Here is a 21871-nt window from a genome sequence, read left to right as displayed (position 1 = left end):
AGCCCACTGGTCAATGCAATCCGCACCGCATCTTGGCGAAATTCGTCCGTACGTTTCAGTCCCATAGTTCATCTCCTTTGTTGCAGTAAATGCTATCAAAGGAGCGGCATCAAACCGCGACAGGTCCAGAAGCTGGCGAGAAGACCGCTGATGTGTGTCGACGGCACGGGATCAGTTCGGCGACGCTCTATAAATACAAATCGACGTATGGTGGCATGGAGCCGTCGGATACGAAGCGATTGCGTGCGCTTGAGGATGAGAACGGGAAGCTGAAGAAGCTGCTGGCCGAACAGATGTTCCCCTTTCGGGACATTGCTGCGCAATACCCTGTCGGGCAATGGACAACGCCATGCTGCGAGACATCAATTCAAAAAAGTGGTGACGCCCGTTGGAAAGCGGAAAGCAGTGGCGCACCTGATGGAGCAACATCAGGTCAGTCAGCGGCGGGCGTGTGATGTGCTGCAATTTGATCGGTCATCGGTGCGATACCTGTCACAGCGTGGAGATGATGCTGAGCTGCGAGATGCCATCAAACGCATTTCGCGGGAACGGCGGCGGTTAAGGTGCCGTCGTATCCACGTGATGATTGCCCGCGAGGGTTTTGTCATGAACCACAGAAAGGTGAGGCGCATTTACACCGAAGAGAAGCTACAGGTACGCCGCAGAGGTGGCAGGAAGCGCGCTTTGGGTACGAGGAAGCCGATGGTGCTGCCCCCCTCTCATTGATTGCTTTGCAATCAACTGCCGGGCAAGGGACGGTCCGAACCAACGCTGGAGCTTGGATTTCGTATCCGATGCGCTAACAGACGGGCGTCGCTTCCGCATTCTTGCCGTCTTGGATGATTACAGCCGTGAGAACTTGATGCTGGTGGCTGATACTTCGTTGTCTGGCCACCGCGTTTCTCGTGAGCTGGATCGGATCATCGCTGAATGCGGCATGCCAAAGACAATCGTGTCGGATAATCATTGCCCGGCAGGCGATTGCAAAGCAATCTGCTGAGAGGGGGCACTGAGTTCACTAGCATGGCCATCTTCAAATGGGTTCAGGATACAGGCATCGACTGGCATTACATCGCACCTGGGAAGCCCCAGCAGAACGGCTTCATTGAACGCTTCAACGGCAAACTGCGAGACGAATGCCTCAACGAAACGCTGTTCAGCAAATTAGGTGATGCGCGAGCCACGCTGGAAGAATGGCAGGAAGATTACAACTGGCGCAGACCACATTCAGCATTGGGGAACCTGACACCGATGGAATTTTTGCAAAGAAAGGCGATGGACAAGATGACGGCCTAACGCCAAAGACTTAACCCCAAGGACTCCACGCAAAGCTGGAGGAGACTTGGGGCGCAGGTCACTTCTTTGCCCTTTTCTTCTTCAAAGCGTAGTTCTTTAAAGCCGGACCCTTGGTGTATGTCTGTCTTAAATGTCGACCACGTTTTGTTGGCGGGCAGCGGGTAAGGCCCGTTTTTCTTACCGTTATAAGCACACCCGGTCACCAGTGGTTTGTCGGGGTCCCAGTGGAAGTGCGCCACGATCCCGCCGTATTCGTCGCAATCGATTTCGCCTTCGCCAACCATGACCGCCGTTTGCGGGCCTTGCACGGTGCCGTGGGTTTTGTCCGCGATCTTGGTTAACGCACAAGCGTGCGACGTCTTTGCCGGGACCTTGTGCGAGGTGATCGGTCTTGGTCAATGCTTCGATGCGGGAAGTGAATAACTCGTTGAGATGTTCTTCTCCGTCAAAGCTTAACAGGTTCAACACATCCTGCCCAAGAATTGTAGACAACGAACCCATACGGTCATTTTGCTTGAAGATGGCGTTCATGTCGCTGATCAATCTCAGCACTTCATCACCAGCGCCACAATAAGAGATGATCCTCGCTTGGCAACTATTGGTTGATAATCTTGCGCAAAACACGCGTCGGTTAGGCGAAACGGTTAAGGTACCCATCAACGACCGCGGCGCGGGCAGGGTCGTAGGATGGGATCCCGCCCAGCGTGCTGGATCGCAACATGTCACGGCTGGTAAATGCGGGGGCGAGGTAGGCGTAGGCGTCTTTGTAGGCCGTGATGTCTTCGTTCGCGTTAACGTCGCCCCAGATCGGGGCGGGGCCTGCTGTGACGATCTGCATGTTGGGCATGTCTTCGATGGTTAAGCTCGCGGCAGGGGCGGCCGTGATGCGGTCCGTAAACATACGACCGACGTAGGTGCGCCAGCCGAGTTCGGTGATGCCTGCTTCATATCCTGGCCAATTATCTGCGGTGCGCGGGGACCAGAGGGTACAAGACGGATTGCCCATCCATTCGGCCATCGTCGCGGCGCGGAAGCGGTCGGATGCAACGGGCAAATTGTTATCAGCCAATCCGCTGATCGGGGATTTGAAGAATCCAAACCCTTGATATCCCGCCATCAATTTTGCCAGACGCAAGGCACGATCGCTGGCCTGCGCAAAGGCGTCGCGGTTGGGATGATCGTGCGGAACCGCAATGTCGATCACGATGAAGGTCGGATAAACCTGCGTGATGCTGAGGAAAGGCACCGCTGGCTTCCCAAGCGCATTCGTATCGGGACCATACAGACGCATTCCGGTATGGGTATTGAAACCGTTCGCGATCACCTCTCTCATCCGCTTCAATTTCGTGGCTGTGGGTTTCACCAGTTTCGGTGTCCACCGTGATCTACCGGACGTCGCGGCGTAGGCGATGTCGGGGCCGAAGTTGTCCAAGAACGCCTCGAACAGATCAGACGCGCAGGTCTTGTTCGCTTCATCCGACAACGCCCCATCCAGCGCTGCACAAGCGCGAAACGCAGGCATCGCGATGGGGGTTGGTGTCGTCAGGTGGTGCGAAAAGAGGGTGTTGGTCATGGGGGACGACCATATGGGGAGCACGCAGAATAGCAACATGAGCTGACCTCCCGGCCAACGCGTAGATGCCGATGAACGCCCCTTGTATCGTGGTAAGTCCGACTGGTTGGTGTATATCGATGAGAGCCTATCAGTCGTTGCGTGAGGCGGGCGAAGCTTCTTGTGATAGTTGTGGTAAGATCAAACTTATATGCGGATCCCAAGGCGCGAATGCGTTCTCAGCCTCAATTACGAATATGGCCGGACCGAAACAACATCGCGTCCATCGAACAACCGCATTGATCCGTCGAAATCATCGCCGCCATTGCGCCCAAATAAACAGAAATCGGTCTGCTTGATCAGGGGGTTTATTTCGATAACGAACGCCGCTTCTGTATTCACACAAACGTCGATGACACACTCATCCAAGTGCAAAACGGGGAGCACTTGCAACAATAGTGTCTGCAGCAAATCTGCATAACCAGACGCGTTGCGCAACAGTTCTGAAAACGACTCCCGCCAATGATACTGAGAAACACCCAATACTGCCCCGTCCTTTACAAAAACGCGGAACTCGGAAGAGGGAGGGATTGTTTGCCATTGCCGAAGATGAAGTGTCACACTCTCTTCGGCTACGATTGCACAGGTTAGCGCCCGACCAATTCGGGGGTCGTTTTGTGTCACGGTTTGCATGACATCGGCCAACGTTTTTGCAGGCTTATGGACAATCGTTGACCCCTTCCAACTGCAATAGCCCAGTCGTGGCATGACGCCGGTCGGGAAGTCCGTGAGGCCCGCTTCGACCTTTTCGTAAAATTCGTCGCTAAATCCATGTACCTGAGGCGTTTCGGTGTTCTGCCTGACAAAACCATTAAATGTGCCAAGCATTTGCACATCGCTCACATCGACCTCTATTTCCGCAGCGGGAACAGACAGTTCTTTTAGCGCGTCAGGCCAATTCTCGGGAAAAGTAGCGCGCACTGTACTTGGCAAAAACATGATTAAACTGTCAGGTCTAGCGCGATCGCAGGGGGGCTGTCGGGACTGTCCATACGGTTCCACGGCGGCGTCATACCTTGATCTTCGTAGTACTCCATTTGATCCAAGAGGTGTTCAAAACTGTCGGCCACACGAACAAATCGGTATGAAATACCGTCATCATCGGGCGTCCAATAAAAAACCTGCCCAAGGTTCACAGCAGCAACGCCTAACAGAACTTTATCGCCAGCGCTTGTTCGCCCAATGGGGCGGAACTGTTCGTCCCAATGCCCCTGCTGCAATGCTCCGTCGTGATCGGCCATATTTTTTGCAACAGTCACAAAGCTTTGCAATGACCATTTCGGATCAGAAAACTCAAAATTGATTGGTTCATTTGCCACAAGAGAGTTGGGGAAAACGTGCCCGCCACCATAACGGCTTAAGAATAGAACATATGTTGATAGTTCAGGGGCATTCGCTGCGGTCCCTAGAAATGCTAGAATTTCATCGGCACTACAGGGCGATTTGGGGATCACTTTTCGAGCTGGCATTTCTATGTCCTCTAAAAATTATCTGATTGTGAACCAGCGTGGAGCGAAGCACCGCCAGCGTGTCTATTCGCGGTATGAACCTCAGAACGCACGAGTTCCATCGTCACGCCATCTTCTTTATGGTGCCAAATGAAATCACCGTCGTCGTATCCATCCGGCATGTCGCCATGTTGCTGACGCCACGCGTCTTCGGCGACGGCATAGTCGCCTGTCCCATTCGTTGAACTATGGTTGCCACGCATTGGGATTTCTACGGATCCCGCTGAATGGGAGGGGCTGGAGAAATCAGGAAAACCATTCTTGTATTCGACAGGATCTCCGGTGGCGCCATTGGGATGCCAAATGCCGTCACCGCGTTCTGCCGGATTGCCGTCGCTGTCCAGCCATTCACCTAACCGGTTCCCGTCGTCATCAAATTCACGGGGTGTGTTGCGATATTGTGGGCCCTTCAGGCTGGCTTTCTTATCCATACAGCGACGGCTTCCGCCACATGCTTCAATCGCTTCATCATACCGACCACGGCTGGATCTGACGATGTCATCCCAATAACGACCAGCCGCGTCCTTTGTCTTCCTCAAGGATGCCCGCATGGCTTGCCCACCAACATCAAGAGCACGTCGTAAATCGTTTGCCTTGTTAACGAGACGGCCAGCTTTGATCCCGTCCCCAAAGAGCGGAACGATACCTATCGTATCGAACAAAGCATCGCCCCAGTTGCCAGACCAGAGCGATTTACCAATGGACACGACATCTGCGGCAGTCCCCCATGGCGGTGGCGCAAAGCTGGCGGCAGCCAAACCGCCATCTGCGACAAGTTCACCGTATTGGCTGTTTAAATCATTCAGTTCCTGCCAAGCCGTACGTTGTTGATTGACGTCAACGCCGTCCTCTCGCAAATAAGCGCTCATACTGATCTCTCATTTCTCAATGCAACCATGTGTGGGTACCAGTACAATGCGTCTGCCCCTTGTATAGCGACGACCGCCAAATCTTTCTGCAAATCGAAGCACTTATCGAGCCGCATTGTTTCGGTGAGGTTCTGTTCGGCTAAGGCATGGCTGTAACCGTCAAAGTGATAGAAGTTAGGGCCAATCAACCACATGAGTGTTACGAAACGAGCTTGGCTTTCATTTTTTGTTAAGCCGAAAGATCGCGCATAGCTACGCCCGTTCAACACCATTTCCCGCTTACTCTCGTCAGACAATGCCCAATAGTCCTGTGGAAAATGGTTCCGCAAGACGTCCTGAATATACCACTCAGCAAAGGCGTCATCCGTATCGACACGGGAAGCTATTTGGTCCTGAGAAATGCGTAGCATGTGATCAATCCTAAGGTCGTCAATCAGCCGTTAGCGTCGGCACGCCCGCTACGATCTTGCCACCGTGACCCGTTGAATCACCAACCCGCATCACGCCCTTGCCGTTGATCTTGACGATGGATGACCCCTTGGACATCTTGTCTGGTCCTGGCAGCCCCGTACACATGCATTTGCCGTTCTCAACGGCCAACGGGATACCATTAAATTTTACATGGCTTTGACCTGCATCGATCACGGGACCACCGACGTGCGGCCGTGGCCCCGGTTCAACCTTGGGGCACACATGCATCATGCCCAGAACTGCAATTGGTTTACCCATTTTCATTCTCTCCTATTATGCATTGCTTGCCGCGATGGCTGCATCTATCCACGCCTGCGCCTCTTCAGGCGATGGTGGCTTAATCAATAGCGGTTCACCTACGGCGAACAGATCAACCTCTTTGGTCAGGAGTTGATCATCGACTGGTTGATGGGCCATCAAAATCTTAGGATCATCGTTTTTCTCGGCAAAGAATGTCTCTACGCCCTTTGTGAATTTTGTAAGCTGCGCTGCGTCAAACGCCGGAATATACGTGTTAAAATGCTCAGGCCGGTAGAATTTGAAAAAATATGTCTCGCCGGTGTCATCTGTGATCTTGATGAACTTTTTCATCTGAACTTTGAGACGCATGAGTTCCAGCCGCGAATGAATCACGATGCCCCAGCTGTTGCCAAAACCATCCTCGACAAACCAATCCCAAGCATCTGAATAGCGGGTGATTTCAACCACCCACGGCCCTACTTCGGATAATTCTTCAAACGCCGCACCATCGAATAAACAACGTGCAGGGCTATCGAACGCCTGAAGACAAACGGCGATATCGGGATCGACGGAAGCATCAAGCATCAGATAGGCGCGCAAAGGCGGCGTTTCGGTGTCACCAGCCTTGTCTCGTGCAACTTCATCCGCCTCAAGCGGGTCGAAAACCGTCGCGGTCAAACCCAACTCTGCGGCTTCTTTTTCCGGAGGAGGCGCAAGAAACTCTGGAAGTGGAGGGACTTCGTCTTTCGTAGGGTCGGAATTCATCACAGCTTCAACTCTTCCTTAGCAATAAACGCGGTTAACGCCGGAATCAGGTAATGTGCGGCAACGACATTTTGATAAACTGCCAATACTCCGCTTTCCATCCGCCAATTTTGGTTGGGTGTGCCAATCATCCGCGCGACAAACGCCAAATGTGTGGAGTTATTACGCCACCTTGCACGGGTCATGTGGATCAGAACATATTTTTGCGTAGATACAGGGCAGTGAAGACCGAGCGCGGAGGCTTCGGACCAAATTTGGTCAATTGCCGCGGCCATCAAGGCCTGCGCGTCTTTGCCCGCTCCGGCCAAAGATGGCACCGCGCTCACTGCATCCTTTAGCGCAGACAAATGCGATCGGTCGCGCATCATTTCTGCACGTTCGAAAAACCCGTCATCTAAATGCACGGCGCGCTCCTCATAACACTATGACAAGCTGTGCCGCTGGTGGTATTTTCGCGGCTTCGGCCACCCCATCAACTGCAATCCCTTTCATTGCGGCGATGGGATCTGCTTGCGCAATGTCGACCCACGACTCTCGCACCGCAGTCAAAAGGGCATCTTGTTCATGGGCAGGTAGAACAAGAACCTGCTCCTGTAAAAAGCGATTGAACAGTGTCGCATCAGTCAGGCCATTCAAGCCAACCAGTACCGTGCTCTTGTCAAATTGGTCCGTACTAAAATAGTTCAAGCCATAGTAGGCGTGTATTGCAAGATCCCAGTCCGACAAAACGATGTCAGTCACTTCATTCCGAAGCATTTCCTCACGATCTTTTTTCACCTTGATCACATCATCGCGGAAAGAGGCCGCGAGCAGTTCTGCTGCTTCGGGGCGCAACCCTTCTACGTAAAGTTGACGTTGGTGTTGGCCAAAGAAGTTGCGCCAAGGTCCAATCATTTCTAGACCTTGAAGATCAGCGAGACCTTCCAGAAAGGTAGCGACGTCTTGTGCCTTTGCGGGTTGCAAACATGCTTGTAAAGCCGCTGCAAATCGGAGTTCTGCGGGGTCCTGGGTTTGTCCGAGTTGGTAAGGTTCCAATGCCGCTCGTGCCGCCGTACGGACATCCGCGAGACATCCTTCAAGAACGGGGTAATGTTTCCAGAACGATGCAAGGCTTTCTAACGAAAGCCATACGATCTGTTCATGCCGCGACGTTGGTGCAAACACCGCTTCCGTGTCGGGATAGTTCCAAATGTCCGTCGTCATAAACCTTCATCCGATTTCGCGTATAACATCAGTAACATAACCAATCCGCTGCTTGATCGCCTGCCAAGTAACCTGTTCCTCCGCCGACAATGACGCCAGTTGTGACGCCTGTTGCGGTGCCGACAATGCCGCCTCCGACAGTCCCCGGACCGGGGGCGACTAGCGTACCTGCTCCCGCGCCGACAAGTAGTCCTTCGCCGCCCATCACAAGACCTCCGCCCAACGCTCCAAGTGTCGTACCGCCTGCGCGCAACCCGCCAACACATACCGCTTGGGCCTGATCCCGCGCCCATTCGCCCCACGTTCGCGTGGGAGGTTCTGGAGGATCAGCCGCCACAGAAGCCAATCCGGCAGGTCCCTGGTAAGATCCAGGAGATACCTCGTGTGATGGCGCGTATGCAGCTGCTCGTGCTCCGTTCATGAAGCGTTGCGCTGCAGGTTGGTCCGTTACAAGGTCGCCGCAATCATTGTCATCATAATCATCAACAGCATCGCGGAGCCGGCCATGCTGGGTTTTGATAGCCCGATTGTGACCATCCCAAGTGCCTTGCATACGATGCCCTGCGCAAGCAGCCTGTGTGCTGACAGTGTTGGCAGGCGTTTGGCAGCCGAACATTTGCTCACTGATACGTGTCAACAAACCTTTGTCACCACCGGATTCAGTGCTGTGCATCCGGCGTTGGATTTCAGTCAGCAGGTCATCGCAGTCGTCACAATGGGCACAACTGTTGAAGGTCATCGCCGCCATGCGCTATTTACCCTTACAGTCTTGAACGAAGGGCTTGTCCGACTTCAATGCGTCCACTTGATCAGGAGCACCAGAACTGAAGTCGACCTTGGGCGACTTGATTTTCAGGTGCTTTGTCTTGAGCGTGATACCGCCCTTATCAATGATGATCGTGCCACCAGGGCCGGCAATGACAAATTTGTCTTTTGCGTGCAGGGTGTGCGTCGTCGTGCGGCTAAAGATGCTCTTTTTGGCTTCCAGGTCGTAGTCTTCACCCACCTTAGTCTTCATCAATTTGCCCACTGACGTGGTCATGACTTGGCCCACAACTGTGTTCTTGGCGACGCCGATCTGCTCGGTTGCGGCTTGCCCGATCGTGTCTTTTTTGAACTTCTCGACAGTTGTGTTCATCGACCCTGATGACGGCATCAACATCGACAGCAGTTTCGACATGATCGCACTTTGCGCCAGTTGCGCCGCCCCCCCCGCGGAACGGTGACCACCGGAACTGCTAAGTGCTTTTTTCTGCGCGATAGCTGCGAGTTCCTTTGGCATATCAAGCACGCCTGACACACCACTCGCAAAGGTCATAACCGACCCAGGCGCGCCAGACTTTTGACCGCCCTTTGTCAGCATCTTACCGCCAGCCTGCACCAGCGGCATCAGCATCTGCAACAGACCCGCACCACCGCCGCCGACGGTCGTGTTTTTGTTGGCACCGATCCGCTCCATTTGATTGGCCGCGATGGCAGTGCTGGCGTTGGCACCAATATTCTCCATCCGGTTTGATGAGATGTTCGAACTTTGATCATTCAGCACGCGGATCGTCTGATCTTTTTGTGCGTGAATCGCCATGTTCTCGGAGCCGGATTCCGCCTCGAAACTGATCTCGTTAAACCCAGATCCCTTGTGGCTGTCAGCGCGCATCACATGTTTGGTCTTGTTGGCTGGCAACTTGTAGGGGCTGTCTGTGCCCCCATTAAACACACATCCCGTGACCATCGGTTTGTCAGGGTCACCCTCAAGAAACTCGACGACAGCTTCCATCCCGATGCGCGGGATAATCATGCCACCCCATTCGCCCGATGCAGACGTCTGCACAACGCGACACCGCATCGAATTGGCACCAGCCAAGTCCCAATGGAAACGCACTAAAATACGGCCATGCGCATCGCAGTCGATTTCACCTTCTCCGACAACCATTGCGGTTTGAGGGCCGTGAATGATCGGACGATCTGTGATCAGTTCGGGGGCGAAAGGCGCGTCGACCTCGGTCAGTACATATTCCCCTTCGAAGGACGAAGCATCACCACTGTCGTCACCCGAGTTATAATAATTTGTCTCGAAAGAATGCTTTGCAGCCAGACAAACATAGGGACCCGGCTTCACCAAGGGAACCGCTTGATCGCGCGGCGCAATCACCATGCCAGCACTCAGCGATACGACATTGCCGTTCACACGATGTCGCCGGTCGCGGGCCTGTTCTTGCTTCAGACGCAAACTGTTCACACCTTTGCCCGTTCCCTGATCAAGATAATCGCCGGGGTAACGATATTTTTCGATCGCGCCATGATTAGCGTAGCCAGCGTCAGCGGCACGGTCCACTTCCATGGATCTTTTGGGTGTCTTGAAATTGTAATCTGCGAGCCGGACCACACCGGTCGTCAATCCACGCCCTGCTATCCAGCCCCACAACCGTTCCTCATCAAAAGCAAGGTCGCTCGTTGTATTGTGATAGGGCCGGGTATTGGCAAAAACAGGTGTGAAATTTTCGGACGCGTCCGTCATCACTAAGGTATGGCCGTTTTCTGTGTGGTCAAAATGATAGCTTATGCCGAACCGTTCCATCTGTCGGCAGACGAAAGCTAGATCGCTTTCACCGTATTGAACGGTGTATTCGAGATCGGGATAGTCACCGGTCAAACGGTTCTCAAAAAGTGGATTGGACGCACCAGACCAGTCTGCAAAGACTTCCTCAATGATTTTGACAACGCTTTTTTCATGGAAAATCCGGTGATTTTCACGTTGTCCTGCCAACCAGAACCAGGGGCGTAGCGATAATTGGTATCCATTTCCGGTCGCCGTGATCCCCATGTTCTGTGCTTCGGTGACGATACCGTTGAAATGGCGCGGTTCACCTGTCAGGGCGTCAAAGGTGACGGTTGCTTGTGTCCCAATCAGATCGGCAAGATCGATGTCAGGATCCAAGGAGAGTGCATCAACGCGATAATCAAACAGGTTGTTTACGAAATCTTCACCGTGAAACCCTGTCAGAACTAATTTATTTTTGCCCAGTTCGGTCGCCAATCGGCCAAAACGCCCAGTCTGGTCTAACTTAATCGCCATTCACGCACCCTTTGTGCAAACTTGCTATTTGATCGGAACGTTAGGCGCTGCGTATCAAGTTGACAACTCAAGATTGTGGCTGGCGTCGGTGCTGCAAAGCCTCTAAGTCTCGAAAAGGCGGCGCTATTAGCCGGAACTGCCAAGATAGGACGAAAACGAACGATGCTCTTCGTAACCTACGCATGTTTTGCAATCTTGATCCTGCTCGCGATCGCCGGAGAGAGCATGCTGGGCTTGTTCAACGGGGACAGAGATCTTGCCGCACGCACGATGAAAACGGTATTCGCGCTTTTGGGCGGTGTAGGCTTTGCCTTTGCACAACCAGCAATCTGGAGGGCATTCGCTGGTTTTGTGCAGGGTATGATTGCCTCAGGCGGTCATCAAACGGAGTCGCGCATCGCCAAGATAGGCTTGCATCCTGAGATCAAGCAAATTGCGGGTACGGTTGGCGTCGTGTTGTGTATCATCATCTGCATCGCAAGCTGTCTTTTGGCCTATTTCTTGTTCAAGGCGAAAGCGTAGAAATGATTTCGCTATCCCAAGAACAGTTCACACGTTTCCGACAATCCAGTGCAGATGCTTTTTATGATAAGTTGCGCCGCGAACTGCGCGATTTTATGGCCGAAAAGCTAAGCGATGTTCCCAATGACGAAGTTGACGCACGTATCACGCAGGCCTTTCACATTTGCCATCAACATAGATTTTGGACTGAAAAAGAGATCACACGGCTGAGTTTTATTCTTGTCACTTTTCCATATGCGTTTCCGAAAATGACGCAGTATCAATGGTTAAGCGGGCTGATTACCGCTCGTGCTTCGGCTGAGGTCCGCCTTCAACGGATCAAGGCATATATAACTGCGGGTTCAAAAAAGCATGGCTGAGACGATCGAAATTCAAAAGGGCGATACGCTCTCGGGCCTGTCACGGTCACATAGCACGACCGTCAATCACCTTGCGACCACGAACGGTATCGGCAACCCCGACTTGATTTATGCGGGCGACCCGCTGATCGTACCAAGCCCACCAGCTGCACCGTCGGTTATGTCGACCTCACCGACCATGTCCGCACCTAGTGGACCAACGCCAGCGCCAACACCATCCCCGCACGCAGAAACGGCGCCGCCGTCGTCCGTGGCACCAAGCCAGCCTGCTGAGCCGCCAGCAGATACCCCGCCCGATGTCCCACCTGCGGCACAAGACGGCGTCGAAGCCGGAGAGGAATCTGCAGAGGAAAAAGAAGACGCACAGCCCGAAGAAGTCGTATGCAACTGTCCCGCCGATGCGGGAAATGCGTCTGAAAAACCAGCAATCGTTCGCGCTGGCGGCGATGAAAACGTCGACGTCATTTATGCCGAAGCAGGTGGTGACGCGGAAAGCCAAGGCCTGATAGGGAATGCCGAAGGTCAAATCGGGCTTGGATTGTCACGGATGGACCACGTCGGCACGGCTGAAAACGTTCCGGTCGGGGGCTCACACCAGTTAAACGTGATGACGGCAAATGCCCAAGTTGAAGGCGGAATCGTCCACGGTATCGGCGCGCGTGGCAAAGCAGAAGCGAGCCTTGTCCAGCACGGTGCTTCCGTATTTGTCGGATCAGATCAAAACAATCCACTGGGCGAGGCCGCAGGCCAATACAGCCTGATGTCGGCAGAAGCCAAGGGCAATTTCCTTCTTGGTTCGGATGGTAACAGGGCAGGGGTCGGGGTTGGTTTCGGTGCCGAAGCCATGGCTGCAAAGGCTGACGCCACAGGCGAATTTAACATACCGATCCCATTTACGGACTGGACAATATCGGGACGTGGGAAAGCGGGCGTTTCCGCAGGATCAGCCGCGCTTGGCGCGCAGGCACATGCGTATCAAAACCTCGACACAGAACGATACCATGTCGGTCTCGGTGCATCATTGGCGGCCCTAGTGGGGGCCAAATTAGACTTCGACCTTAGTGTCGGACCAAGCTATGATAACCGTGCAAGGCCGGACGGGCCATAGGGGGAAATATGGCAGAAATTCAGATACTTGAACATCCCTTGAGCACCCCAGACGTGATTGAAGCTGGGTTCATGGATGTAATCGTGCGCGAAGGCGTATTCACGTCTGGTGCTTTTCAATATGCGCTGCCGAAGCTGTGGTCGGTGGAAACGATCGGTGCAGACCATATTCCGTCCGCAACAAACCCCATCCTCAGGCTTGCCTTTGCGGCGCCCGGTACGACCGCGGCGCTTGGCGCATCGCACGATGCATATGTTAACCTTTGGTGCGCATTCTTACCCCGTGTAATGAACGGTTCCGATTGGCTACGCACTTGGGCCAAGACACAAGGTTTTGACATCGCGGCCTTTCGTGAGCTGCCGACCCCGAATGGCATCATGGGTGACGCCGTCTTTCTTTCGCAGGAAACCGGCCGCCTGCATCGCATGTTAACTGTCAAAGACGGCGATCTCGTATTTCTCATTGATGGATCAATTGACCCTAAAGGCGACGCTGACAACCTTTGGCTTCAAGAGTTTGCGCTGATCGCTGCCAGTCGTTTCAAGCTCTTAGCCCCATCCGGAACTAAATATGCAGAGGCTATGGGCGAGCAAAGCTTGAAAAGCAGTTTGGGCGAAGCCGCCTTTTTTCTCCCCCAAAGTTGGGCCAGCGAACCAACCGCTGACGTGCCACGGTACGGCGCGTCAGCTGTATTCAAGCACAAAAGAGATGAAATCGTTACAGGTACACTCGTCGCGAGCCTCGGGGCGCTCGATATAAAACCAGAGGCGCTGGAAGAGTCACTTCTGGCAAAACTTAAGCCGCAGGGCGTACGTCTCGATAATGCGCAACTGATCCTCGAAGGAACTAAAGGCGCAAGTAAATTTTCGGCTCATATCAGACGGGGAACAACTGTCGACGGTCAACGCGTGACGCTGCTTTGTCTTCGCAACATCACAAGTAGCCTGCCGCTGTCGATCACACTTCTTTCACCAGCAGCAGACACAGATTTCGAAAGCTGGGCGATAAACCGACGCGTTTTCGAGATCATCTTGGAAAGTCATGCTGCAGGCGTGGTCTGAACTACGAGAGTAATAATCGACAAGAAGTTCTTCTGGAAACGATCTGGTCAACCGGTGCCCTTGGCAGTTTGCTGGACCACATCCGCCTGCTCTGCGTGAATTCAGTCAAGCCGGCTTACTCATCGCCGCCTTTTGCGGCGTCGCTGAACGACAGCACGACGGAACCGACACAGTCTTCAATCCGTCCTGTGGTAGACTGGTTGTCTACTCGGATTATCCCAGCGCCTCTTCAAGTGCTTTCTGTACCTTTGGTGCATCAAGGCTCTGTACGCGCCGTAAACTTAAATTGTTCAGGGCCTGCAAGATATCATCAGGTCGTCCGATGGATGCGCTTGGGCGCTCCTAAAGATATCAATGCGGCGGCTCAATTAGCCTTGGTTTTCAAGGACGGATTTATGACAAATGCTGCCTCGGAGCTCACCTAAATCTGAAAAGCGAATGAGCGAAAAAGGGGCGTTTTAGCCTTAGCCACAACTCGCAGTGTGACAGTTGGGAGCGGGTCCTCAGGATCAGTGAAATAACAATCCTGCCGCAGCTTTTAGACTACGAAAACGGCGGCTGGGTCACCGCACATCTGCTCAAATACTGGCCTGAACATGTTTGGTTTTTACCACGGATCAAGCGTGTGAACTGGCTTACGTTCGTCCGGAACCAGATGCTAGATGAACTCTGTGGCGGCACCGATCAGGTGGTCCAAGCGTTGCAAGGCGACGATGGCATCATCTGTCACGATCTTGGCGACGGCAAAATCATTCAAGCGGGGGCGGCGCCCGCAATTGGGGATGTCACGACAGGCGATATCCTTCCAGCTTACAGACGGGTGGCAAAGGCATTGGCACCAGCGCGGCTTCCAAAAGTCAAAAGCTTTGGGACGATTTTTGGGAGCGATGTCACAAACGGATGGCTCAACGCATTGGAGCGCGATGATGATTGAGTTCATGCGCCCCTCAGAGGCGTATCGCTGATCGAATGGCGATGATCGGCCATAGCATCAAATTCCTACGGCGTTGGCGTAGCAGATTTGGTCAACCCCTCCGGCAAACATGGCGAATTTGAATGGATGCGGCAGTTCTTTTAAAGGCATCTTGAAAGGGGGAATCGCCTACTTGAGTGATTGTGGTGGCTTCATCCCTTTGCGTTCCGGATACGCATAATCGTCTGCCGGGTGGTATCAAACCTGCGTGCGAGATCGGTGATCTTCTCGCCCGCTGCGAGGCCTGCCCGGACTTTGGCGCGCGCCTTTGGATAAAGCGACGGGGGCCGTCCGACGGGCGCCCGTCCCGCACTCTTTTTTTCGCCGCACTCTGATCAAGTTTCGCGAGGGCCTTTAACGTGCTCATGACCTGCTCGGTTGACGACAGTTGATCGCGTGAAGCCCCCATGCAATACACCTCGGCGCCGCGGTCAGCCACCTTTCGGATCGTCTTCAAGATATCAGTTGCGTTGTGTCCAAGTTCGTCGAGCCGCAAACAATAAGCCCGTCTTGCGGTTCCAGACTACGCAAAAGTTTTGTAAATTTTGGGCGACCTGACGCTGCGACCGCCGCGTTCACATTCTCGATGATTACATCCTGCTTACGCACGTCAAAACCCTCGTCTCGTGCGGCCTTCAGTCGCCCGCGGATCATCGTAAGCTCGGACGACGTCGGCCCCTGACTGACTGCCCCATCCGCTAGATCCGGATCTCGACGGCAATAGATGAAGTCTCGGGCTTCAGGCATAGGTGCGGTCTTTCTCAAAATACAGGATCATTTTGTCCGAAATGAGTTTCGGACACATTACCGTACGAAAACCATGATGCAAGTTCAGTCCATTCCATCAATCCTAGGTAAAAACAGCATAAATCGTGATTATTGAACGTACGAAACACCCTGTCAAAATTTGCTTTTCACGGTAAACGCCAACGTGGGCCAAATGCGTCCAGCCGACAAATTAGTGCCGGGCCAAACGCGTCCAGCGCCCCGCAAGTCATTGAAATAAATGCGTAAAACGCAAAAACCACTTCGCGACCCACTAGTCGCCTGTAAGGGCCTGTTTTTGCTAACAAAAACGCCTGCCGCAGAGAGCTGCGTGACGTGTGTAGAAATTTTGAGGCTAGTTGGACCGATCTTTTGACTGGGTAATGGTGAAGATATCTCGCACGAACACTGAGGCCCTGCAAAATTGAATGGGCGGGTTCTGTAGCCAAGTCATGCCGCCCGTGAAATGAGCGGCACTGGGTGCTGTTGGTTTCATTTGTTCTCAAGGGAGTCATTGCTAGTAGTTGCGCCTCAGTGAGCTTCGTCAGGGCTCTCGGGCCGTTTTGCGCGGCGGTGGTGAGTCTGAGCGTGCGCTGCGTGGCTCTGGCCTCCAATTCCCCTGTCTTGCGCAATCGTTCTGTTAGCCTTTTGCGGGTCGGCAGTGACAAAGCACCCAAACCTGCTTGGAAGGAATGCATCTCGTGGGACAGCCAGTCCCATAAAAATTACACACGTCATGCAGCTCTCTGCGGCAGGCGTTTTTGCACGCAAAAACAATGGCGTAAGGGGCGTTTTGAAGGTGTTTCAGTGGTATAGCATTTTTACTGTTTATTTTCAGCGGGTTAATTCGTCATGGACGCGTTTGGCCCAGGCATTTTGCAGGATTGGCCCAGGCTGGCCCGGCGATTTTTCGAAGTCCAAACGGCTGTTTGAGATAGTAAGATAGCAGGATATGTAGCTTGTATTACAAATTCTATTTAAGCTCGAAACCAGCATTATAGCACCGCCTTTCCCCAGCCGTATCGAACGCTTATAAGTTGCGTTATTGCTGCCTAGGGTTATCTGTTGGCAGGTGTGATCGAGGCTTAGGAAAGTCGCTGTATTTTGAACGCTGACAATTTTGATGACTACTGGGTTCAGTCGCCTAAAACGGCTGGGGCACCCGACGAGCCAGACTTGCAGATCAATACAATCGACGGTGTTGATCCGCTTGATGCGCAGCTTGGCGTCGTGGATTTGAAGACTGTACCGGATGCGCTTTACGAGTCGCTTTTCGGCCGGCCCTGCGATACAGCGCTGCATACATTTGCGATCCTTGATGCAGCCAAAGTGCCGAACCTGCCTGAATTGCTGGAGGTCTCAGGTCTCACGCACCATTGTCTGTTCAAAGGCAATGCCTACGACGAGCTGAAGGACGTAGCCCCTTGGATCGTCCAGCTCGAAGACGAAAACGTCTTCACTCGCAACCTGTTCACACAGTCTGACGCGCCATGGCATTTTTGGGACAAAGAGCCAGGGATATATCTACGGTCAGATGCATCTTTGGCTGATCTTTGCGCTCATTTCAGGAGGTTCACAAAAGTACAGCAAACCGATGGACGTTGGCGGTATTTCCGGTTTTGGGAACCGCTGGTGTTACAAGCGTACATCACTGAACACAGTAATCGATCAGAACAGCGCTGCCCTTTGTTTCATGGCTATGATGAGATCACAGTTGCGAGTTATGTATGCTGTCCGATACCGGGCCATGTGACCGTTCACGCGCTTCCACAAGATAAGATATCTTCGGAAGGTCCCACGAGTCCCAAATTCGTATCTGCTGATGAAAGAGCGATTGCGGTGGCTATGCAGCGCCGTCGTCAATTGGAAGTCGGTTTAGCTTTACGCAAGAGCTTTGCCGATGAGGCCAGCGGTTTGACAGAGAATGACTTGACTGACTTGGTAGGCCGTGTGGTTCAAAAAATGGACCGCTATCAAGTGCGAGCGGTTCGGCATGTCCATACATTTGCAGCTTGGCAGCTTGTATACGGCGAAGAATTCGAATGCCGTGACCCAGATCGATATATCCAACAAGTATTAGAATCATCCTTGAATGAAGAGCATAAAATGGTTCGTATGAAAGGCCGGTTAGACGATCTACACCAAGCAGGGTTACTGTAATGGCAGATGGAAACGGCCAATCTCCAAGCCCAAGTGATGTGGCCGCACGCGCGCAAGCAAACGCGCCGTCTGCTCAAGGTGATATGGAGCGTGTCTGTTTACCCTGTACGGGACAGGCTGCTGTAGAAGCCAACTACACCGATAGCTGGTTTACGCCTCTTACCAATAGCGCAGTGCGGCTCGAAGACTCTACAGGCATCGTGATTGACGGTTCTTTGACAACCGAGCCATTGATTGCCCACGGTCAGAAAGACGGTGATGCACCCACTGCGCCGCTGGTGACGATGGGAACAACGCCACCTGTTGAAGTCGCACACGGGAGTGTCGTCGCATCGATTATTCCGCAAGGTGGGGGCGAAGCTGATGGCGGTATGGCAGACCTTGGTACTGCACTGACGCAGTTCCGTGACAAGGCACTTATCGACTTGGCGCCTTATGTGCTCGAATGGGAAACAAAGGGGCTTTTATCCATCCCTGATGCGCGTCTGCGTGGCCTTAGTAAGGGGCTGGTGTCTTGGTATGAAGGCGAGGCTGGCTTCTGGGGCGGTGTAAGTGATCTGGCGGTCTCTCAATATCAGGCTGCGACAGCTTGGTATGAAAGCTACGTGGAGAACCAAACGCCTCTTGAACAAGGCTTGCTCAGATATGGCGGCTTGTTCGGCCAGATGTTTGTTTATGGGACATCAATGGCTGAAACTGTCGCTGAAGGTGTGACTGGGCTGTTTGAAGACATCGATGATCTGAGTGAATTCCTCGATATCATCATGCAAGCTTTGCGTGATCTTGCGTCTGGCACTGTTGATCTCATGGAATCTGCCCTGGATAGCCTGCGACAGCTTCCGGGCGAACTAGGTGAACTGTTTGCGCAGTTGATTGATAATGGTCAGGATTGGATTGAACGTCTGATTTTGATCGCAAGCGACACTAACGCGTTCGAATATGTCTTTCATATCCTCATGGCGATTGCCATGAACATGACGCCGAACTTCTGGGCTGAAATGTCCGGCGTCGTGACTGGGTTCATCTTGCCAGAGGTCCTTATTGAGGTCGTTTTAGCGGTGATTGCAGCCCTATTAGGCGGGGGTGGTATCCCATTACTGGCCGGGCGTTTTGCAACATTTATCGTGAAGCTGCGGGGGCTGGCGACCAAAGCCCGTAGCTTGGGGGTCCTCGCGAATATCCTTGAGGCCTTCGTGGACGGTATCCGTGCTTTGGCACGTATCGGCAAAGGCCTGCACGACGAAATCGAAGCCCTCGCACGCGCCGGTGCCGACAACATCGCGCGCATCAGACACCGCGTGCGACAGTACAAGATCGAGGTGGATCCCAATACGCTTGGCATGAACGGTGGCAATATACGTATTGTGCGGAAATTAGATAACCCACCCAAACGTCCTGTCCGGCGACATGACCCTTGCAAAACAAGAGGGAAAGATCCAACAAAAGCAATGAATTCTATGGTGGACCCGGATATTGATTTAGGCGCTGATATGGACGCCTTGAAGCGGGGTCAGTATCAGCTAATCGGCGAAGATATCGTTGTTAATGGGCGGACTTACGGATACCATCCAGATACGGGCACTACATTTCCCAAGGCTGGACCTGGGATCATCAATATCGATCGTGCACAGCATCAATTCATCAAGCAGTTGAATGGACAGCCCTATGAAAATGCGATGAAGTTTGCTGAAAATTTCCCAGGGCTAGACAGTGAAAAAATTGCGCAAGTCTTAGAAATTTGGAGGAAGTGCCGTTGATACAAAGAAGTATATTGATCTCAGTTACCCCTGATGCTCTTGAGTTCGCGCTGAAATATCTGAGCTTGATGCCCGATGACGTTCAAAATACCGAAGAGGACGTCATTTCTTACGATTTTTTAGAAGAAAGCCGTAATGGCGCATTCATATCAAGGGTGACAGGAGATTTTTCATTTGCACTTGATATTTTCATATTCGACCAAACGGAAGCTGCATTAAGAGCGTCATTTATTGGTCTATCGCGTGAAGGCATTGACGTATCAGAGCCGGATGAAACCAGAAATGGACCTTTCGATCACATCGTCTATCGTGCCGGAAAACCGTACTTTGCAGAAGTTATTGAAAATACCGAAAGTGGCGATCTTAGGATAGAAGGCTGCACCCCTGAAAGTATGGTGGAAGATATTAACTCTCTCATCTGAAAGGGCATTTTCGAAGGTAACGGCACAATTTTGACCATGAATATGAATGAATTCAACGAATTAGTCAAACAACACACAGGGTGGCTCGATACCGGCGGTAAATCAAGCAAACAACTCATTGCGAGCGCGCTTGCTGAGGTCGACTTCACAGGCTGTAACTTAACTAAAACACTTGAAGGCCCAGTTCGATGACTGGCCAATCGATGGCCTCAACGATCTAATGATTGTAAGATCAGACGGTAGTGTAGGAGGCTAATGAGATTGCGCTAGATATCAACCTGTATTCAGATTTGTCCGAAGAAGAGTTAAGAGATTTTTTAAAGAAAGTCGTTGATGAATCTGGATTTTCTATCCACTCAGACTGGAAAGATGTTTATCCACCGGGACGTTTTGATCACGAAATCTTAGCGGGCTTAGGGAGGTCAATGAACATCCAATCCGCAGCAGGTTTGCGTATACGAAAGGAAAATATTGAAGGCCAGTATCAGTTTCTGAGTACCATTTTGAAACAAATTTCTCATGATGTTAGCGGTGTGATGGTTCTGAATGGTGATACGCTCATGTTTGAGGACTAATGAACAAAGCATCTCTAAAAATTATTAAGTTACCATATACAGATGGCTATGGGATTGCATGGGATGGCAAGACGGTTGCATCAAGCTGTTTGGCGGCGGTAATGAATGAAGCCGCTAATAACCCATACAATCGTGAACGCTTCTTGGGTTTTCTAAACAAGGCGTTAAAGCCTGATGCTACGGATCACTGGGTCCATTCAGGAAACGGCCCAAACCTAATGGTCGTGAATGATTATGCATTTTTAGATCATGACTACTTTGAAGACCAAAAAGCCTTTATGAGACTTGATGAAATCTTCAAAACCGTGGCTTGGATCGAGACGCTTGAAGAGCTGGGTTTTCCAATGGCTGACATTGAGTACCCAACTCATGAGTTCAATTTTATTGCAGATGGTCCGACTGCGGAAGCCGAGTTCCGCCTAGCGAGCCAGTTTCGCGGATCAACTGCTTTCGGATAGTGATCTCACAACCTGCGCGTTTAACGTGGATTTTTCCGAAGTGAACTAGATAAGAACACGAATTTCACTTAGCCTTGATCTATATCCAATCGAGTACTTCCTTAACGGATTAAACGATATCAAAATTGCTAAAGTACTCGGCAATTTTCACATGAACGAGGGTATAATCCAGAAAATTTGTAATGTGTGTTTCCTGAAGGACTGGCTGAAGATGAAGGCGGGCCAGCAGAACGATTTGGGTACATTGAATTTTGGACATATTCTGGAAACCAAGAGGTGCGTATCTCTTTTGAAGATTTTCTCAAATACGTGAGTGCCGCTGTTCAAGAACACATCCGGCAAGAACCAAAGCAAGAGGCATAAATCTTAGAGATTTTGGGTTTGGTACGGATCAAAATCAAACGGATTGAAATGGATAATATTGCTTACTTGGCATCGCGTAACATGAGTTAGACTCACAGCCTATCCTTGAATATCTTTCCTATCCCTCCACTTAACATAACCCTGATTATTGGTTTTTCTTGTGTGGCGGGGGTGGATTCACAAATGAAGTGCGAATTCTGTATTAAAACAGAACCTTGCATGGAGTTGATCAATGGGACGCTGCTACCCCCACCTGAACCTCGAAGAACGTCGTAAATTGGCCAAATGGCTTGAAGCAAAGATACCGATTA

The 21871-nt window shown here is 52.1% G+C and carries 21 protein-coding genes and 1 pseudogene; 11 read left to right on the top strand and 11 right to left on the bottom strand.

Going from position 1 to position 21871, the window contains the following annotated elements:
- Positions 1-89 precede the first annotated feature (89 nt).
- A pseudogene (locus MWU61_RS19275) lies at positions 90-1296 on the top strand (IS3 family transposase).
- A 631-nt stretch (positions 1297-1927) separates the two neighbouring features.
- Here the strand turns inward: MWU61_RS19275 and MWU61_RS19270 are convergent.
- From MWU61_RS19270 to tssI, 11 genes are all read right to left on the bottom strand, one after another.
- Positions 1928-2869 (bottom strand): hypothetical protein, encoded by a 942-nt coding sequence (locus MWU61_RS19270; RefSeq protein WP_247130106.1) that lies wholly within the window; start codon positions 2867-2869, stop codon positions 1928-1930.
- A 228-nt stretch (positions 2870-3097) separates the two neighbouring features.
- A complete protein-coding gene (locus tag MWU61_RS19265; protein WP_247130105.1) occupies positions 3098-3751 on the bottom strand; it encodes an ATP-grasp domain-containing protein in 654 nt (217 codons plus the stop codon).
- Positions 3752-3849: 98 nt separating this feature from the next.
- A complete protein-coding gene (locus MWU61_RS19260) occupies positions 3850-4377 on the bottom strand; it encodes an SMI1/KNR4 family protein (RefSeq protein WP_247130103.1) in 528 nt (175 codons plus the stop codon).
- Between the two features lie 11 nt (positions 4378-4388).
- Positions 4389-5285: an HNH endonuclease gene (locus MWU61_RS19255; RefSeq protein ID WP_247130101.1), complete on the bottom strand. Its 897-nt coding sequence runs from the start codon at positions 5283-5285 to the stop codon at positions 4389-4391.
- On the bottom strand, positions 5282-5695 hold the full coding sequence (locus tag MWU61_RS19250) for a hypothetical protein (RefSeq protein WP_247130099.1): 414 nt from the start codon (positions 5693-5695) through the stop codon (positions 5282-5284). Before MWU61_RS19250 ends, MWU61_RS19255 begins: the two co-directional genes overlap by 4 nt.
- A gap of 19 nt (positions 5696-5714) precedes the next feature.
- Positions 5715-6014 (bottom strand): PAAR domain-containing protein, encoded by a 300-nt coding sequence (locus MWU61_RS19245; RefSeq protein ID WP_247130098.1) that lies wholly within the window; start codon positions 6012-6014, stop codon positions 5715-5717.
- 15 nt (positions 6015-6029) lie between these two features.
- On the bottom strand, positions 6030-6761 hold the full coding sequence (locus MWU61_RS19240) for a DUF4123 domain-containing protein (protein WP_247130097.1): 732 nt from the start codon (positions 6759-6761) through the stop codon (positions 6030-6032).
- On the bottom strand, positions 6761-7165 hold the full coding sequence (locus MWU61_RS19235; protein WP_247130095.1) for a hypothetical protein: 405 nt from the start codon (positions 7163-7165) through the stop codon (positions 6761-6763). Before MWU61_RS19235 ends, MWU61_RS19240 begins: the two co-directional genes overlap by 1 nt.
- Before the next feature lie 10 nt (positions 7166-7175).
- Positions 7176-7964 (bottom strand): hypothetical protein, encoded by a 789-nt coding sequence (locus MWU61_RS19230; protein WP_247130094.1) that lies wholly within the window; start codon positions 7962-7964, stop codon positions 7176-7178.
- Positions 7965-7992: 28 nt separating this feature from the next.
- Positions 7993-8712, bottom strand: a complete 720-nt coding sequence (locus MWU61_RS19225) for a hypothetical protein (RefSeq protein ID WP_247130093.1) — start codon at positions 8710-8712, stop codon at positions 7993-7995.
- Positions 8713-8715: 3 nt separating this feature from the next.
- Positions 8716-11037: a type VI secretion system tip protein TssI/VgrG gene (tssI, locus tag MWU61_RS19220; protein WP_247130092.1), complete on the bottom strand. Its 2322-nt coding sequence runs from the start codon at positions 11035-11037 to the stop codon at positions 8716-8718.
- A gap of 75 nt (positions 11038-11112) precedes the next feature.
- Between tssI and MWU61_RS19215 the strand changes: the two genes are divergently transcribed.
- The 10 genes from MWU61_RS19215 (at position 11113) to MWU61_RS19170 (ending at position 21197) form a co-directional block, all read left to right on the top strand.
- Positions 11113-11559: a hypothetical protein gene (locus MWU61_RS19215; protein WP_247130090.1), complete on the top strand. Its 447-nt coding sequence runs from the start codon at positions 11113-11115 to the stop codon at positions 11557-11559.
- 2 nt (positions 11560-11561) lie between these two features.
- Positions 11562-11918, top strand: a complete 357-nt coding sequence (locus tag MWU61_RS19210; RefSeq protein WP_247130089.1) for a hypothetical protein — start codon at positions 11562-11564, stop codon at positions 11916-11918.
- Positions 11911-13026, top strand: coding sequence for a LysM domain-containing protein (locus MWU61_RS19205; protein ID WP_247130088.1), 1116 nt, complete (start codon positions 11911-11913; stop codon positions 13024-13026). The genes MWU61_RS19210 and MWU61_RS19205 overlap by 8 nt, the downstream gene beginning before the upstream one ends.
- Before the next feature lie 8 nt (positions 13027-13034).
- Positions 13035-14087 (top strand): hypothetical protein, encoded by a 1053-nt coding sequence (locus MWU61_RS19200; protein WP_247130087.1) that lies wholly within the window; start codon positions 13035-13037, stop codon positions 14085-14087.
- Positions 14088-14595: 508 nt separating this feature from the next.
- The gene (locus MWU61_RS19195; protein WP_348645609.1) at positions 14596-15021 is read left to right on the top strand and encodes a type VI immunity family protein; all 426 of its coding nucleotides are present in this window, start codon (positions 14596-14598) and stop codon (positions 15019-15021) included.
- 1908 nt (positions 15022-16929) lie between these two features.
- Positions 16930-17985 (top strand): DUF4123 domain-containing protein, encoded by a 1056-nt coding sequence (locus MWU61_RS19190; RefSeq protein WP_247130085.1) that lies wholly within the window; start codon positions 16930-16932, stop codon positions 17983-17985.
- Positions 17985-19742, top strand: coding sequence for a hypothetical protein (locus MWU61_RS19185; RefSeq protein ID WP_247130084.1), 1758 nt, complete (start codon positions 17985-17987; stop codon positions 19740-19742). Before MWU61_RS19190 ends, MWU61_RS19185 begins: the two co-directional genes overlap by 1 nt.
- A gap of 14 nt (positions 19743-19756) precedes the next feature.
- On the top strand, positions 19757-20164 hold the full coding sequence (locus tag MWU61_RS19180) for a hypothetical protein (protein WP_247130083.1): 408 nt from the start codon (positions 19757-19759) through the stop codon (positions 20162-20164).
- Positions 20165-20454: 290 nt separating this feature from the next.
- Positions 20455-20739 carry a hypothetical protein gene (locus MWU61_RS19175; RefSeq protein ID WP_247130082.1) on the top strand — a complete coding sequence of 95 codons (285 nt, stop codon included), beginning with the start codon at positions 20455-20457 and terminating at the stop codon, positions 20737-20739.
- On the top strand, positions 20739-21197 hold the full coding sequence (locus tag MWU61_RS19170) for a hypothetical protein (protein ID WP_247130081.1): 459 nt from the start codon (positions 20739-20741) through the stop codon (positions 21195-21197). The genes MWU61_RS19175 and MWU61_RS19170 overlap by 1 nt, the downstream gene beginning before the upstream one ends.
- Positions 21198-21871: the final 674 nt, after the last annotated feature.

This window comes from Loktanella sp. F6476L, assembly GCF_023015725.1.
Lineage (GTDB): Bacteria > Pseudomonadota > Alphaproteobacteria > Rhodobacterales > Rhodobacteraceae > Yoonia.
The sequence above is the reverse complement of the archived record's forward strand: the minus strand, read 5'-3'. Positions and strand labels throughout refer to the sequence as shown.